Source organism: Peribacillus sp. NPDC096379, from assembly GCF_044762875.1.
Lineage (GTDB): Bacteria > Bacillota > Bacilli > Bacillales > DSM-1321 > Peribacillus.
Genome location: NZ_JBIWFD010000003.1, coordinates 34,097 through 50,065 on the forward strand (window position 1 = coordinate 34,097; position 15,969 = coordinate 50,065).

General features: G+C 38.3%; 14 protein-coding genes. 7 read left to right on the top strand and 7 right to left on the bottom strand.

Features of this window, described 5'->3' with window-relative positions; genetic code table 11:
- Positions 1-32: 32 nt before the first annotated feature.
- Positions 33-1,610 carry a spore germination protein gene (locus ACIQZI_RS14310; RefSeq protein WP_403074111.1) on the bottom strand — a complete coding sequence of 526 codons (1,578 nt, stop codon included), beginning with the start codon at positions 1,608-1,610 and terminating at the stop codon, positions 33-35.
- A 397-nt stretch (positions 1,611-2,007) separates the two neighbouring features.
- Here ACIQZI_RS14310 and ACIQZI_RS14315 point away from each other — a divergent pair, with 397 nt between their 5' ends.
- The 3 genes from ACIQZI_RS14315 to cdaS all read left to right on the top strand — a co-directional run bounded on the left by ACIQZI_RS14315 (position 2,008) and on the right by cdaS (position 5,242).
- Positions 2,008-3,420, top strand: coding sequence for an FMN-binding glutamate synthase family protein (locus ACIQZI_RS14315; protein WP_403074113.1), 1,413 nt, complete (start codon positions 2,008-2,010; stop codon positions 3,418-3,420).
- 339 nt (positions 3,421-3,759) lie between these two features.
- Positions 3,760-4,266, top strand: a complete 507-nt coding sequence (locus ACIQZI_RS14320) for a DUF3189 family protein (protein ID WP_062183510.1) — start codon at positions 3,760-3,762, stop codon at positions 4,264-4,266.
- A 364-nt stretch (positions 4,267-4,630) separates the two neighbouring features.
- On the top strand, positions 4,631-5,242 hold the full coding sequence (gene cdaS, locus ACIQZI_RS14325) for a sporulation-specific diadenylate cyclase CdaS (RefSeq protein WP_403074115.1): 612 nt from the start codon (positions 4,631-4,633) through the stop codon (positions 5,240-5,242).
- A gap of 222 nt (positions 5,243-5,464) precedes the next feature.
- Here the strand turns inward: cdaS and ACIQZI_RS14330 are convergent, their stop codons facing one another.
- The 5 genes from ACIQZI_RS14330 to ACIQZI_RS24300 form a co-directional block, all read right to left on the bottom strand.
- The gene (locus tag ACIQZI_RS14330; RefSeq protein ID WP_403074117.1) at positions 5,465-6,511 is read right to left on the bottom strand and encodes an AI-2E family transporter; all 1,047 of its coding nucleotides are present in this window, start codon (positions 6,509-6,511) and stop codon (positions 5,465-5,467) included.
- Between the two features lie 88 nt (positions 6,512-6,599).
- Positions 6,600-7,223, bottom strand: a complete 624-nt coding sequence (locus ACIQZI_RS14335; RefSeq protein ID WP_062183535.1) for an exonuclease domain-containing protein — start codon at positions 7,221-7,223, stop codon at positions 6,600-6,602.
- Between the two features lie 18 nt (positions 7,224-7,241).
- Positions 7,242-7,472, bottom strand: a complete 231-nt coding sequence (locus tag ACIQZI_RS14340) for an excisionase family DNA-binding protein (RefSeq protein ID WP_062183538.1) — start codon at positions 7,470-7,472, stop codon at positions 7,242-7,244.
- A gap of 309 nt (positions 7,473-7,781) precedes the next feature.
- Entirely contained in the window at positions 7,782-8,018 is a 237-nt protein-coding gene (locus tag ACIQZI_RS14345) for a hypothetical protein (protein WP_172796870.1), read from the bottom strand.
- Between the two features lie 99 nt (positions 8,019-8,117).
- A complete protein-coding gene (locus tag ACIQZI_RS24300; protein ID WP_483878420.1) occupies positions 8,118-8,357 on the bottom strand; it encodes a YczF family membrane protein in 240 nt (79 codons plus the stop codon).
- Between the two features lie 173 nt (positions 8,358-8,530).
- Here ACIQZI_RS24300 and ACIQZI_RS14350 point away from each other — a divergent pair, with 173 nt between their 5' ends.
- From ACIQZI_RS14350 to ACIQZI_RS14365, 4 genes are all read left to right on the top strand, one after another.
- On the top strand, positions 8,531-10,168 hold the full coding sequence (locus tag ACIQZI_RS14350) for a spore germination protein (protein WP_403074120.1): 1,638 nt from the start codon (positions 8,531-8,533) through the stop codon (positions 10,166-10,168).
- Positions 10,158-11,384 carry a Ger(x)C family spore germination protein gene (locus ACIQZI_RS14355; RefSeq protein ID WP_403074122.1) on the top strand — a complete coding sequence of 409 codons (1,227 nt, stop codon included), beginning with the start codon at positions 10,158-10,160 and terminating at the stop codon, positions 11,382-11,384. The genes ACIQZI_RS14350 and ACIQZI_RS14355 overlap by 11 nt, the downstream gene beginning before the upstream one ends.
- A 21-nt stretch (positions 11,385-11,405) precedes the next feature.
- The gene (locus ACIQZI_RS14360; protein WP_403074124.1) at positions 11,406-12,506 is read left to right on the top strand and encodes a GerAB/ArcD/ProY family transporter; all 1,101 of its coding nucleotides are present in this window, start codon (positions 11,406-11,408) and stop codon (positions 12,504-12,506) included.
- 64 nt (positions 12,507-12,570) lie between these two features.
- A complete protein-coding gene (locus ACIQZI_RS14365; protein WP_403074126.1) occupies positions 12,571-13,668 on the top strand; it encodes a GerAB/ArcD/ProY family transporter in 1,098 nt (365 codons plus the stop codon).
- Positions 13,669-13,905: 237 nt separating this feature from the next.
- Here the strand turns inward: ACIQZI_RS14365 and ACIQZI_RS14370 are convergent, their stop codons facing one another.
- Complete coding sequence (locus ACIQZI_RS14370; protein ID WP_403074128.1) at positions 13,906-15,945, bottom strand: class I SAM-dependent methyltransferase; 2,040 nt, start codon at positions 15,943-15,945, stop codon at positions 13,906-13,908.
- Between the last annotated feature and the right edge of the window lie 24 nt (positions 15,946-15,969).

A 15,969-nucleotide genomic window follows, 5' to 3' on the forward strand; every position in this document is an offset into this window, starting at 1 on the left:
TTTCTCCAATTTTTTATCCCGTCTCCAATCTTTTATTCCGTTCCACCTCCCCTTTTTGGATTTGGTGCCTGTTCTGGGGACTGACGGTATAAGTTAGATTCTCCAGTGAGGCGTGGTCGTGTATCCATCATCCACCAAGGAGCTCGCCATAGCACATCTTTCAACTCACCGCCTTTTAAAGGTGCTAGTGGCGATAAATAGGGAATGCCGAAAGAACGTAAACTGCATAAGTGAATGACTATAGCGATAATTCCCATCATAATGCCGAGCAATCCTAATGTACCTGCAAGTAGGATGATCGGAAAACGCAGCATCCTGATCGCAATTCCAGCAATATAACGAGGCATCATGAAAGAAGCAATTCCCGTAATCGCCACGACAATGACCATTGGTGCTGAAACCAATCCTGCTTGAACGGACGCTTGGCCAATCACAAGCGCTCCAACAATACTGACAGCGGAGCCTATTTGCTTCGGCAATCGAACCCCTGCCTCCCTCAGTGCTTCAAACGTAATCTCCATGATCAACGCCTCTACTATGGCAGGAAAAGGAACCGCTTCTCGAGACGCTGATATGCTAAGCAGTAGCGCTGTTGGTACCGCTTCCTGATGGAAAGTCAAAATAGCAACATAAAGGGAAGGTAGCAAAAGAGAAATTCCAAGAAATGCAAAACGCAACCATCTGATAAACGTGCCAACCATAAAGCGTTGATAATAATCCTCATGTGATTGAATTAAAGAAAAGAAGGATATGGGAGCAATTAAAGTAAAAGGAGTACCTTCTACAAGAATGACAGCCCTACCCTCCAGCAAATTAGAACAAGCGATATCCGGCCGTTCTGTTGACATAATCTGAGGGAATGGTGAATACGGATTGTCCTCAATCATTTCCTCAATGTACCCACTTTCTAAAATGCCGTCTATCTCGATTCGCTCCAATCGACTCGTTATCTCTTCAATTAGCGTTTGATCTACAAGGCCATCAATATACGCAACCGCAACAGTCGTCTTCGTATAATTCCCGATTTTCATCGATTGGATTTTAAGAGCAGGACTTTTAATAATACGTCGTAATTGAGACGTATTTATTTCTAAAGATTCATTAAATCCTTCTCGAGATCCCCTAATTCCTCCCTCTGCTATTGGTTCTTCAATCCCCCGCTTTTCCCATTTGGCCAACCCTAAGGAAAATCCCTCACTCTTCCCTTCATAGAGAAGGATCGGATTTCCAGAAGAGATGGATTCTATACAATCTGCCAACATATTCATTCTTGTTACTTGGGAAACGGGCAGTTTATGTTCAAGAAATTCATTGATTGATTGTGGCTCGTTGACTGGTTCCTGCATGAGTGGAGAAAAGACAAATTCTTCTATCTTCTCAATGTCAGAAAGACCCTCAATATAAATAACCATCGCTCTTATTTTTCCGAAAAGTAAGAATGGACGGAAAACGACATCTGAACAATTATTATAAACGGAACGAAATGTTTCGACATTTTGGTTGAAGTTTTTATAAAGGGTATCCTGCGGCTTAGAATCCTCGTAATTCTTTTGTATTTGCGGCTTCGTTTCTTTCGTTTTCCTTACTAATTTACTGATATTACGAATCAAGCTGATCCCCCTCTTTTTACTGGTGACCCTAACTCCTTTTTCTATAATTCTACATTTAGGGTATTCTATACAAGAAATCCTGAAATTGGCGTGAATATCTTTTCTGAACTTAGGAATTTCTTAAGAGATAAAATTCGCATTAAAAGGATTGGCTCTGTCAAAACGTCTTTAGCTACCCATAACATACTTTTCCTATATTTGGATATAATATTATATATAAAGTGAAACTTCGATCAGTGGGAATTTTCTTCATACCCACTGATTGTTAGTTGAACCAATCGGGCTTTTGCGGACAGTGATCCCCCATCTACGCTTCCTTGATTCCTCTATGCCTTGAGATGGGGGTTTTACTGCCCGTTAATGCGGGGAAATTTTAGTTGAGTATGGAGAAGTGTATATGTCGAACCTTTTATCTTATTTTACTTTTGCAATGATAGCCATCTTGTTTGTTTTATTTTTATTCATGCTCATTGGTTGGCGTTGGATGATAAAACGATTCGTAAAGCAGACTGGAAAAATCATTTTAACCGATAGTTATCAAGAAAATATTATGGAGTTGATGCCAGGGCTTCGCCATATGGGCATTCAAAATGTGCTTGAAAATAGCTTACGTGCAGAAACTGGCGATCTCCTTCATCGCCCACTTGGTTCTTCAAAAAAATGGCCGCATTTGGATCCGATTACCTTTATACCTGCCCAGACGACACCGTTTCCTACTGGTGGTGAAGAAGAAGTTGATATGAAGATAACGATTGGCCCAAAAGCAAAAAAACCGTTAAAAATAAAAATTCCGCTTATGATCAGCGGAATGGCCTATGGAATTGCACTAAGCGAACAAGTAAGACTGTCTTTAGCCGGTGCAGCTAAAAATGTAGGAACCGCGATTAATTCTGGAGAAGGTGGTATTTTACCCGAAGAATTAGACACAGCAGGAAAATATATTTTGCAGTTTTCCAAAACAGAGTGGTCCAAGGAAGAAGACCTTATTAAGCGTGCGGACATGATTGAAATTAAACTCGGACAAGGGGCATTACTCGGGATGGGTGGGAAAATATCTCCCGAAAATTTAACAGGTCGTGCTCGTGAAATTATGGGGCTTAAAGAAAATGAGGACGGAGTCATTTTTGAACATTTTTTTGAAGATCAGACATTAGAAGATATAAAAGAACTTGTTAAGGAACTTCGGAACATATCAGGTGGTGTTCCAATTGGTGTAAAAATGGGAGCAGGTGGAAAAATCGAAGAAGATATTGATCATTTAATTGAGATTGGTGTTGATTATATTGCAATTGATGGAGGACAAGCCGCCACACACGGCGCGCCCCCCATTTTATCAGACGACTTCGGCATACCGACATTGCATGCGGTTGTCCGGGCTGCCAATCATTTAGAAAAAAGAAAGATGAAAGGGCAAATTAGTTTAATTATCTCAGGAGGGCTTTTAGTGCCTGGACATTTTTTAAAAGTGCTTGCACTCGGTGCTGATGCTGTATATTTAGGCTCAACTATATTATTTGCTGTCGCACATAGTCAAACATTGAATGCCCTTCCATTTGAACCACCTACACAAAGTGTTTGGAATCAAGGAAAATTCAAAGACCAATTTAATGTAGAAGAAGGAGTAAAAGCCGCGGAAAAATTCTTAACAGCCAGTATCGAAGAAATGAAAATCGCACTTAGAGCAATGGGGAAACGCTCTTTAAAGGATTTGTCAAGAAAGGATCTAGTATCGTATGACGAGCTAACAGCTAAAATGATCGGCATCCCATTTTCCTTTGAACCATGGGAAGACAATCAAGAAATGAAGTAAGATAAGTTTAAAAATAGACAGCATCCAAAAGTTCTTTTGAAGATAAAGTGAAACTTCCATCAGTGGGGGGTTCATCCCCACTGATGGTTAGTTGAACCAAGCGGGGATTTACAGGCTGTTTATCCTCCACCTATTTATTTCTTGATTCTCTCACAAAAATTGAGGTGGGGGTTTTACAGCCTGTTAAACCGGGATAAATAAAGGGATCTTCTCTTTCGAATAACGGCAATGCTACTTTTCGAACGAACCACTTTTTTTCGATTTAGAATTCATTTTGGATAATACAAGTATATATGGAGATACTACCAAGATATCGATGTTTAAAAAAAGGGTGAAATCATGATTTATATATACAATGATTATGCCGGAACACATAGCACAGCAATGGCGGCAGCGTATCATTTAAACAAATTACCTACTGGTCGAACGCTGACCAAAGCAGAAATTTTAGATATTGATTATTTTAATAAGTTAACGAACCATGATATGGGCCGAATTATCTTTCATGGTGTAGATGAGGATGAAAACTCTGTCTATACACTGGGCCGGAAGAACGATAAACTTGTTGTTCCTGCTTTAAAAAATTTAAGTGAAATATTGCAAGATGTCTATCATGGAGAGGATAGAATTGTTTTTTCCAACACTTCTCCAACTGTACCATTTGCAATGACAATGGGGGGGCTATTTTCCAGACGGCTAAAATTCGACTTTATCGGTGTCCCCTTATTAGTCTTAGGTGCAAAGCAATGCTATCCTACTATTATTCAATTAGTTGAATACACGAAACAAGCAGGGCGTTCAGCAAAAACAAAGGTTGTTATTATTGAAAATAAGAGTTTTAACTAAGAGTGGCTTTATATTCCATCCCGACTGTCAAGCTCTGAGAAGTATGTCTGTCCAATTTCTACTGAGTAAAAAAGATGCACGTCTGCGATTTATAAGCAGGATAAGTTATCCACATCCTTGTGTATAGTGTGGATAAATAATCAGATTATTTAAATAATAGCGACAAGTTAAGGAGAATCACCCACCCCCTTTCCCTGTTACTTATGGATAAATTTGTGGATAAACTCAGGCCCTATAAATTATTAGATTAGATAAAAACAGTCCTCTCTTTAGAAGACAGATTATAACTATTTTAAGGATACGATGTACATAAATATCTAGAATTTATTCAAGCTAAAACGAAAGGAAAGGAGAATGAGGAACAATGAATACATGTGATTTTTCGCCGATGAAACAGAGGATTGAAGCTGATATTAAGGAAATTATCGAGCACCTTGAGAAATCATTGAACGTACTTCAAAAGGAAAGTAATTGTTTATTGGGGAGCTTTGAGGAAATTAAGAATCGCTTCATTCAAGTCCAATCAGCAGCAGCTAGCTTTTATATGAATTGTTACTTATCAGAATACACAGCAAAATATGAAGATATTTCAAGAAGTATTCAACAGCTTTCCTTAATTCGTCATGGGGCTATTATTGTAATTGAACGATCAATCGCTGTAGATAGCTTCATTCAAAAAGGAACGTTGATTCGTGCTGAACTTACCCCACAATTATTAGCTGCTATCTTTTATCCTGGAAATCCGCTACATGATGGGGCTGTCCTCATTCGCGGAAATGAAATTTTCTCTGCTGCTAATATCCTCCCTTTAACTAAGCAACAGGTCGAAGAAAAGAAATTAGGTACAAGACACCGTGCAGCATTAGGGTTGTCTGAGCAATGTGATGCAGTGATTCTTGTGGTATCTGAAGAAACAGGAAAAATTTCCTTCACTATCGATGGTAGTTTTTATCCGATAAGTACGAGCACCATTTAAAATGAGGAAGCCCAGATTCTAAAGCCCAAACGACATTGCTATTACTCTCTAAAAGACTAATAATCGTGGAATTATTCATCACTTTTTCAATATATGAGCCCTCTTTCATTAATCTAAGACCTTCCACAATTCAATTGTATATCCTTTCAAAAACAAAATAGAATACTTTCATTTAAAGGTTAGAACCAAGCGGATAAAAATCCACTTGATCCTATCCTTTTTTTATTTGACCTTATTTTTCTTAATGGGTATTTTTTCGGTTTCATTTGGTAATTCAAGCATATCAATGACGAAGATAAAGATTGGAATCCCGATGATCAATCCCCAAGTGCCAAGGAAATGCTCAGATACAAGCAATACGGCCAGAGTGAAAAATGTAGGTAAGTTCGTCTTGACCGACATGAACTTAGGATTGAGGACATAAGCCTCCAATGAATGAATAACAGCAACCATCACTAGAACCGCGATAACCTTTGTCAGGCCTCCAATACTATAGGCAATCATGCAAAGTGGAATTAAGGAAATGATTACACCTGCTACTGGGATTAAACCAAGAAAGAAAATCATAATTCCTAGCCCTAGTAACTGCGGAAAACCGAGAATCCATAAGAACAAAATAGATAGGACGGAATTCGTTGTCGCAATCAAAAATTGTACTTCAATAACCTTTCCAAACGAATTCGTAAATTTCTTCCCAAAGTGTTCAAGATTTAAGAAAAATTGACCGAACTTTCCATGCTTAAATTTGGACGTGAAGCGGATTATTTTATCCTTTTCAAGCAATATAAATAAGCTTAAAATGATCGAGATAAGTATCTGGATTGCGAGTGAACCTATTCCAGATATATAACCATATACAGCATTGAATTGTTTCGGTATATCGAAGGACGAGTCAGGACTATTAATAAAACCTTTTATATAATGAATCACCTGGTTATCCGGCGGATGCTGATAAAAGTGAAAAATTTGACTAATTAATTCAGAAATTTGCATCGTTATGACAGGGAGATATTTGTACAGCACATATGCTAACGCAAGTACAAATACTGTGTATAACACAGCTAATATCAGCTTAGGGTTAATTCTCACGTATCTATTTGCGTAGGCTGATAAAAGGTTTTGTAGCCTGCCCATAAGAAACGTAAAGATGAACGTAAATAAGACGAGATTAACCATACTGCCCATACTATAAAGCACGATAATCAATATTAATAATGTTAAGAACCTAGTAAAGCCTTTACTTTTCAAAAAATTCATTACTTCATTCACTTATCTATCTCCAATCTCGTACAGTGCTCCCTGATTTTTCCACTTCCGTACATTTTACGGATTTAGGACTGCATGTAGAACAATTCGTTTATAATTTAAAAGCTGATTTCCGCTTTACTTGTGTAACAGCAGGCTTGTATTTTCTCATCGGCCCACGTTTTAGTATCTCCTGCAAATATAAGTCACCATATGGATTTTGTTTTTTGATAAGTTCAAGTAAATATGTGATGTCATCCATCGCTCTATGAGATTGAACGTCCGATATATCGTGATTTTTTAATAATGTCAATAACTTACTGTTATACATCCCATAGTCTTTCCAGGCGACACCTCTCATTGTGCAATACCATTTCAGTTCATTAACATCTGGATACATCCGAACTAAAAAACTGCGATCAAACGATGCGTTATGGGCAAAAATAGCATCTGCACGGTTAAAATACGTCTTAATCAACACATCGGAAAAACTTTTTCCACGGACTAGCTCAAACGGAATTCCATGTACTTCATAGGCATGTTCGTAGCTCCGCCTTGCACTCACCGACATAGGCTCTCTGAGGAACGAATCTTCCTCAATTACTTCCAAGACTTCCCCTGTCGCCTCATTATATGAAAACAGCTTCATAGCAAGCTCAATCATTTCATCTTCATTTGGACTTAAACCCGTTGTTTCTACATCCAACACCAAACCCACTTTTTTTTGAATGCTCAAACTAGATCCCCCTCGTCTTTAATCTTCATCCTTAATATCTAAATCCTCAGGGATCGGTTCACTCAAAATATCTTCAAGGTGTTTTTTGTATGTCTCAACTTGCTCAAAATGAGTCTTGAACTGATCCTTGTATATTAAATATTGCTCTCCATCATGAACGGTTCGAATTCTATTCTGCAAAATCAAACTTTCAATATAAGATTCAGGCATCGATAAATACTCAGCTGTCTCTTTAATCGTCAAATACATGGCCTTCACCTCTTTTAAGTCTCTATTACTACTATACTAAAAATAATCGGTGAGCACTAAATATTTTGAACAAAAACTTTTAAGAGGTTGTTCATAAAGTCTGGTAAAAAAGCGTGCGAATTGTATCATCGCTCATTAATGACTTTCTGTTAAAACTGCGCACGTCATGACGAGCAACACAGAAGTCAGCACATCCTGTGCAAGTCCGGTCCTCACGTATTACTGTATACGCACAGGTCTTTCGAGATGCGCTTCTCGAACTTCTCGACTCTTTTTGAACACACACTTTAAGTAACTTGATTGTTAATTCTAGCTATTGGATGTTGAGCGGAAGATTTGAATCGATTTGTTTGATTGGGAGTCTTTAACTGTGTCCATAATATAGGACTCTGGCAGCAATGAAGAGATGCGCCCGAGTCTAGCGGTGAATCCTGGAGTTCCGTGGTAGTCATAAATTAGTAAGTAATTTGCGAAAGCGGTGAATAAATAAAGAATATCTACTTTTCTTTCTACAACCATACATTTTTTCATCATCAGCCGGTTCATTTACATACTGATCTCCCATTTCATTCAAACTACTTCTTCGAAACTCCACTTTATCTAAATAGAAAATGCACTTCTCCATGAATTACTGTGTTTTTAGCATTATGTTTTAGTCTTCTTTGTTTTTTCATTCTTTTTTTGAACAAAGGGAATTATCGCATCTACAAATAATAATAAAATGAGAAGAAATAGAACAACTAATTCGGGCGTTTCCATCACAACGAAGGGATTATAAACGTTCATTAACGAAGTTCTAAAATTAAAGCCTTGTAGAATATCCAAGTACAGCGTAAAACTAAGTAAAAGTGCCATCATTAGACAAGTCACACCAAGGATTTTCACCTTTTATTCACAACCTTTCACTAATATTGTTCACTTGTTTGCAAAAAGTAAACCTGTTTAAGTGACTACCGTCTAACTTAAAGATTGTGACTATAAAACCCCAGGTAAATCATGCATAGATAGAAAATTATTAGAAATAATAAAAGAAACAAAAAAGAAAGGGGTCTTCTGCGATGCCTCCATTTTTTAAATATAAAAAGCAAAAAGGACATACGGATCAAAGCAAAGATACCCGAGATTCGGAAAATCATCATGTACCAGAGCTTATTGATCCTTCCCTGTCAGTTAATCTTGATATCATTAAACAAAAGACTGGACACAGCTCAGATATTATCGTCCGAACGATCATTACAGGCAATACGCCTCTACATAAAGCGTCCGTGGTTTATGTTGATGGTTTAGTTGACACGCAAGCCATCAATGATTCTTTAATTGAACCATTGCAAACGAATCATGATCTACTTGAAATGCTATATCAGCAAGATGAAGTGGATAAATTCACAAAAGAATTCATTTCGCTTGGTAGTGTACATCCAGTTACGAACTGGGATGAGCTATTTTTAACCTTGATGTCAGGTGATACGATTATTCTCATCGACGGATCGAATAAGGCATGGAGCGCGAGCGCAAAAGGCGGAGAAAGACGTTCCATACAAGAACCGAGTGTACAAGTATCTGTCCGTGGTTCAAAGGAAAGTTATACTGAATCAATCGGGACAAATATAGCTATGGTGCGTCGAATCATTAGTAATCCCGATTTATGGATTGAATCGATGAAAATCGGCAAAGTGACTCGAACTGACGTTTCTATTATGTATATAAACGGCATTGCCAAAACTGAAGTAGTTGATGAAGTACGTAAACGATTAAAAAGGATTAATATCGATAGCATCCTTGAATCGGGTTATATTGAACAATTGATTGAGGATCAGACCATAACACCATTTCCGACCATTTTCACGACAGAAAGGCCAGATATCACCGCAGGAAATCTCCTTGAAGGCCGAGTAGCGATTTTTGTAAATGGCTCTCCGGATGCGCTTCTGGCCCCCGCTTTATTTATTGGTTTTTTTCAAGCTGTTGAAGATTATTATTCCCGCTACGATATCGCAACAGCCACGCGCTTTATACGAGTCTTAGCTTTCTTTATTTCCCTGATAGGACCAGCTGCTTATATTGCCATCACAACCTTTCACCAAGAAATGATTCCGACACAGCTGTTAATCATTGTTGCGGCACAGCGAGATTCAGTGCCTTTCCCTGCATTTGTCGAAGCCATCATCATGGAAATAGCATTTGAAATTTTACGAGAAGCAGGAATCCGAATGCCAAAGGTGATTGGCTCGACGATATCAATCGTTGGAGCATTGGTTATCGGTCAAGGTGCGATACAAGCTGGCATTGTTTCGCCAGCAATGGTTATTGTCGTATCCATCACGGCGATTGCCAATTTTGCTACGCCTTCTTATACGGTCGCCATTTCTGCCCGTTTAATTCGATTTCTCTTTATGATTGCGGCCGCGGTGTTTGGATTTTATGGAATTATCTTAGGTTTCATTATGCTTGTGGTTCATCTGGTCAGTCTGCGCTCATTCGGTGTTCCATATATGACACCGCTCGCACCATTCATTCCGAAAAACATCGGGGATACGCTTATCCGAACTCCGCTATGGGCAGAGAAAATAAGACCAAGATTAATTAGTAGCAAAGATAATATAGTTCGTGAAGGGGATCATCAGAAGCCCGCACCTCCCAAAGATCGTGCGATGAAGAAAAAAAATACTAGAAAAGGGGACCAAAATGAAACGTAAATGGTTTTTACTTTTCTTGATTTTGATAAGCACCTCATTGATCTCAGGTTGCTGGAATGCAAGAGAGATACCGGATCTTGCAATCGTCTCTGCTTTTGGGATTGATAAAAATGAAGCGGGGAAATATGTGGGGACCTTCCAAATTATCAATCCAGGTAACCTAGCAGGTGGATTACAAGGTGGCGGAGGTGGGCAAGGTCCTCCCATTACTGTCTATTCTTCTACTGGAGACAATATTTATGAAGTAACTCGACGGCTTTCAACCAAATCCTCACGAACACTATATTATGCCCATACCAATCTATTGATCATTAGTGAAGACTTGGCAAAGAAAGATGGGATTACCAACATTCTTGATGCCTTTGAACGTGACTTTGAATTCCGGACAACGGCGATGGTTGTGATCGCGCATCGCTCAAAAGCTGAGGACATTATAAAAACGTTGCCCCCCCTCGATAAAGTCTCTGCTGTAAATGTGATTAAAACCTTAAAAAACACGGAGAGATTATTGGGGGAAGAGCCGACCGTCAACCTTCAAGAAGTCATTCATTACCTCGTATCCCCTGGAAAAGAACCTTTAATTAGCGGTATTTCACTAAAAGGGGAGAAACAAGACGCAAAAAAAGTTGCAAATACTCAAGGATCCTCCACTCCAAAAGCTAAGCTTGAAGCCGACGGTATTGCCGTCATGAAAGATGGTAAATTGGTCGATTGGCTTCACGGAAAAACAGCCAGAGGAACAGGATGGGTTTTAAATCGAATCAAATCAACGATTGTGAATATTAACTGGGAAAAAGAAAAAGCAGCAATTGAATACACCGTAGTCCGTCAAAAAACAAAAGTTACGACACATACCAAAAAAGGCCAACCCAAAATATCGATTCATATCCGTGCTGAAGGAGATATCGGAGAGGTAAGGGTGCCAGTCAATCTAAATGATCCGCATGTGCTGAGAAAAATTGAAATAGAAGTAAACAAAAAAATCAAGAAAGATGTACATGATGCGATTCATCGTGCCCAGGAGAATAAAACGGATATTTTTGGGTTTGGCGAAGCGTTTCATCGTTCTGATCCGAAAGAATGGAATAAGCTGAAGGCCGATTGGAATGATGTAACATTTCCCAAGTTAGAAGTAGATGTGACGGTAGATGCATTTGTACGCCGCTCTGGCTTAAGAAACAAATCATACCTTTCTGAACTTAAAAATAATCGTTAACGAAAAGGAGGTGAGATATCTGTGGAAAAGGCGAAAATCAGCGCATACCAGCTATTCGTCCTCATTGTTTTATTCGAATTGGGCAGTGCCTTGTTGATCCCTCTTGCGTTAGATGCGAAACAGGATGCCTGGCTTACCATTCTGCTTGGGATGGTAGGCGGCTTTTTCTTATTTTTAGTCAATTATCGTCTTTTTCACTATTATCCCGATATCCTCCCAACGGAATATATGCAAAAAATAGTCGGGAAATCTTTCGGAAAATTACTTGCGTTTCTCTACATCCTCTACTTTATGTATATGACAGCAAGGGTAGTGCGAGACTTTGGAGAGATGTTGGTAACAACTGCTTATCCGGGAACACCTTTGTTTATTGTAAATGCCTTATTCCTCCTTGTTATCATCTATACAATCCGAAAAGGAATCGAGGTAGTAGCAAGAACTGGGGAATTACTTTTTGTGATATTATTTTTTCTTGGCTTTAGTGGAAATATCCTTATAGTCATTGCTGGTATAGTTGATCTCAATAACTTACAGCCCGTTCTAGAAGAAGGGATTATGCCAGTTTTGAAAACAACATTCACTCAAACTTTGTACATTCCATTTGGAGAGGCCGTTGTTTTTGCAATGATTTTACCGTATTTAAATCAATCAAAAAAGGGAAAACGCACTGGTCTATACGCCCTAGGGTTTAGCGGCCTCGCGCTAACACTAGTAGTGGCTATTAACATTAGCGTTCTCGGTGTAAACCTCACTACACGCTCGCAATTTCCCCTTCTTTCAACCATACAGTCCATTCAGATAGCTAATTTTTTGGAACGTCTTGATGTCTATTTTATGCTTACTTTGATTCTTGGAGGTTTTTTTAAAATAGGTTTGTATTTCTATGTAGCTGTAACAGGAATCGCAAACTTGTTTAACTTCAAAGAACCATCAAAGCTTGCCTATCCGATGGGGATTGTCATTTTGATTTTGTCCATCACCATTGCCAGCAATTACGCAGAACATATTAGTGAAGGGACGAAGTTTATCTCGCTTCCCATATTTCTCCCTTTTCAAGTGATTATCCCTGTTTTGCTTCTTATTATTGCTTTTTTTAAACATCCGAAAAAGCGCGGGAAATAGATGATCCTAAGGGTTATAAAGAATAATTCTTATAGTGCGTGTTCGAAAAGGAGGTAAGATATCCATGGAAAAGGCGAAAATCAGCGTATACCAGCTATTCGGGCTCATTGTTCTATTCGAATTAGGCAGTGCTTTGCTAGTTCCTATTGCTATAGAAGCGAAACAAGACGCTTGGCTTGCTATTCTGCTTGGGACGGCAGGCGGCTTTTTTTTATATTTAGTCTATTACGGGCTTTTTCACTATTATCCCGATATCCTCCCAACGGAATATATGCAAAAAATAGTGGGGAAACCTTTCGGAAAACTACTTGCCTTTCTTTACACCCTCTACTTTATGTATTTAGCGGCAAGGATACTGCGAGTTTTTGGTGAGATGTTGATAACATTTGCCTATCCGCGAACACCTTTGTTTATTTTAAATGCCTTACTCCTCGTTGTTATCATCTATACAATCCGAAAAGGAATCGAGGTAGTAGTAAGAACAGGTGAATTGTTTTTTGTGATATTGTTTTTGCTTGCCATTAGTGGTTTTATGCTTATAGTCATCTCTGGTTTAATCGATCTCCATAACTTACAACCCGTCCTTGAAGAAGGCATATTGCCGGCTGTTAAAACAGTATTAACTCGAACTTTGTATTTTCCATTTGGGGAAGTAATCATTTTCACAATGATTTTACCGTATTTGAATCAATCAAAAAAGGCAAAACTCACTGGTGTATACGCCATAGGGTTAAGCGGCCTCACATTAGCACTAATAGCGGTTCTTAACATCAGCGTTCTTGGTATAAACCTCACTACACGCTCGCAGTTTCCCCTTCTTTCAACCATACAGACCATTCAGATAGGTGGATTCTTGGAACGTCTTGATGTCTATTTTATGCTTTTTTTGATTCTTGGAGGTTTCTTTAAAATAAGTTTGTTTTTCTATGGGGCTGTAGCAGGTACCGCAAATTTGTTTAACTTCAAAGAACCGTCAAAGCTCGCTTATCCGATTGGGATTGCCATTTTACTTGTGTCGATGACCATTTCCAGTAATTACGCGGAACATATTAATGAAGGGACACGGCTGATCATGCTTCCCATACATCTCCCTTTTCAAGTGATTATTCCTGTTTTGCTACTTATTATTGCTTTTTTTAAACATAGGAAAAAGCGTGGGTAATAGACTTACCGAAGAAAGTTGGTTTGGTTCACGGTAAATGAAAGAAAAATACGAGGATGTATAATGAAAAATCCCCGTTTTTATTCTCATTTCGGATCAACAAACTCTTAGGAAATTATGTAATTATCAGGTTGCGGATCGTAAATGGGGCCATTAAATCACATTCTGAGCACGTCTGTTATATTTATAAATATATACCTATACCTTTACATGCTTTTAGCAGATAAATTGCTATCATCACACCTTTTCAATAACCATCAAACAGGTGCTATCTGGAAGAGTGACACTATTGCCATCCTCATCTTCATAGTCAATTTTCGAATGCAAGTTGCTAGGGTATCCTCCTTGTAAATAATGCTTAAATTGAATGATCTTTACTTTATTACCGAAAAGCCCATGTACAAAATTTTTATATTCCTCGGGTGTGAAATAACCGAACTGTTCTTGTACTTCGTGGGCGTATGAATCTTCACCCCATGTATACGTGTACAAGAACTCCATACTATCGTTGATCTTCATTTTAACGGTGTCTTTAGCTAGCACTTGATAGTTCATTTCCCTGCCTTGAAAATCTTTTGCATACTGCTGCAAAAACTTCATTCCGTTACCATCCTTAAATCGAATAATGCGGCTTAGGTTTTTACTTTCTGTCATAATTCCATCTCGAATTATGATCCTGCCACCAGGCTTTAAAACAGTGAAAGCACTGTTTAACGCTTGTTTTATAACATCATAATTAAACTTCTTTCCTTCATATTCAACATAGGAGAAAAGTTCATGAAGAATCGACGAATAAATAATCGTATCAAGCGTATTTGGCTTAAAGATATCGATTAGTTTTAAGGCATCCCCCTTTATGACGTCCCATGAATGAGCTTTTTCTTTTTTCTTTTTCTTAAGAGATTCGATGACATTTTCAGATAGATCAATCCCAATGATTTCTTTATTAACCGTTTCTTTTTCTAGCATATCTAACAGGACACCGCCGCCAGGTCCCACATCTAAAATCGTGTCTCCCTTTATGTAATCAAGAATGATTCGTTTGTCATCTGCTGCGCTGTTCATATGTGCTAGATAGGTAGATTCGTTGTGAAATCGATCATACGCATCTCTTCTTAAACCGAAGAAATCAAATAGAAGCACGGTTGCTCGACTATGCATCATATCTACCTTTTCAGCTTCCACACAGAATTGAATAAGCGACTCGCCCACAGCTGAAAATTCTAACGAGACAAAAGCGATTTGAAGGCTCTCGTTTATTTCTATGTTGAAATTCACGTGGGTCGTGTCTGGCCTACGATTTATCCTGAATTCGTTTAAGTACTTCTCAATGATCCGCTTGCGATATATATTATTATGTTTTGCTCCTTGATAATCATAATGGAGCTGTTGCATAAGTTTTTCAAAATTAATATGTCTAACAGAAAACTTCTTAAGATCTTCTGAAGCCATCACCAGAATCGTCCAGAAATCTACAAATGAGAAATCATGCATGGAAGGCTCTACATACCATAAATCTTTATCCGCTAAGAACATTTTCACTTTGTCCGAGCCCTGCCCATCAATCAGTTCCATCTTTTCTTGATAGGTCTCTTGAAAACTTGACGTTAATTTGTCTACTCTCGACTCGAATTCGTCTTGATTATCTTGCTTATGAAACATTCTATCAATTGAAGCTTCTATGTCTCCTTGGAGCTTTAGCCAAAGTTCATTAGAAACTCCCCCAATCACGCAATGGTTAAGATGCAGAAGCATTTTTTTTGCTTCCATAGTAGAGTAATAGTTTTTAAAAACCTTCACTAATCCCCGATGGGTAATCAGCCTAGATTCACCCCGAAGACATTGTCCCAACAATCCATGTGTTTTAATCAATTCATATAACAACGGCTTGTCGTAGCCCGTATAGTCATGTAAGAAGATATCGGCAGAACCTTCATTATGAACAAAGATGTTATAGCCTTTTTCTACCCATTTATTTCTTTGTTCCGCTGTTCCGCCTTTAGCAACTTCACAATAGGACAAGACAGTGGCTAGCTGCCAATACATTTCCTCACTCAAAAAAGGACTTTTTAGTTCCTCTAGAATTTGTAAGGTTCTTTGAACATATTTGATAACACTATGTGTAGACAACTCTTTAATAGAAGTAATATTCTCATAGTTTTGATGTATTTCTTCAGCATCGATTAAATAGTTCAACCATGGGGGAGTATCTTCATTCTTATGACCCTGAAGTAGATAATCGTTGATATATTCAATATTCTTTTTCAACATAAGCATTGGCGCTCACCTCTGTTTTATTTT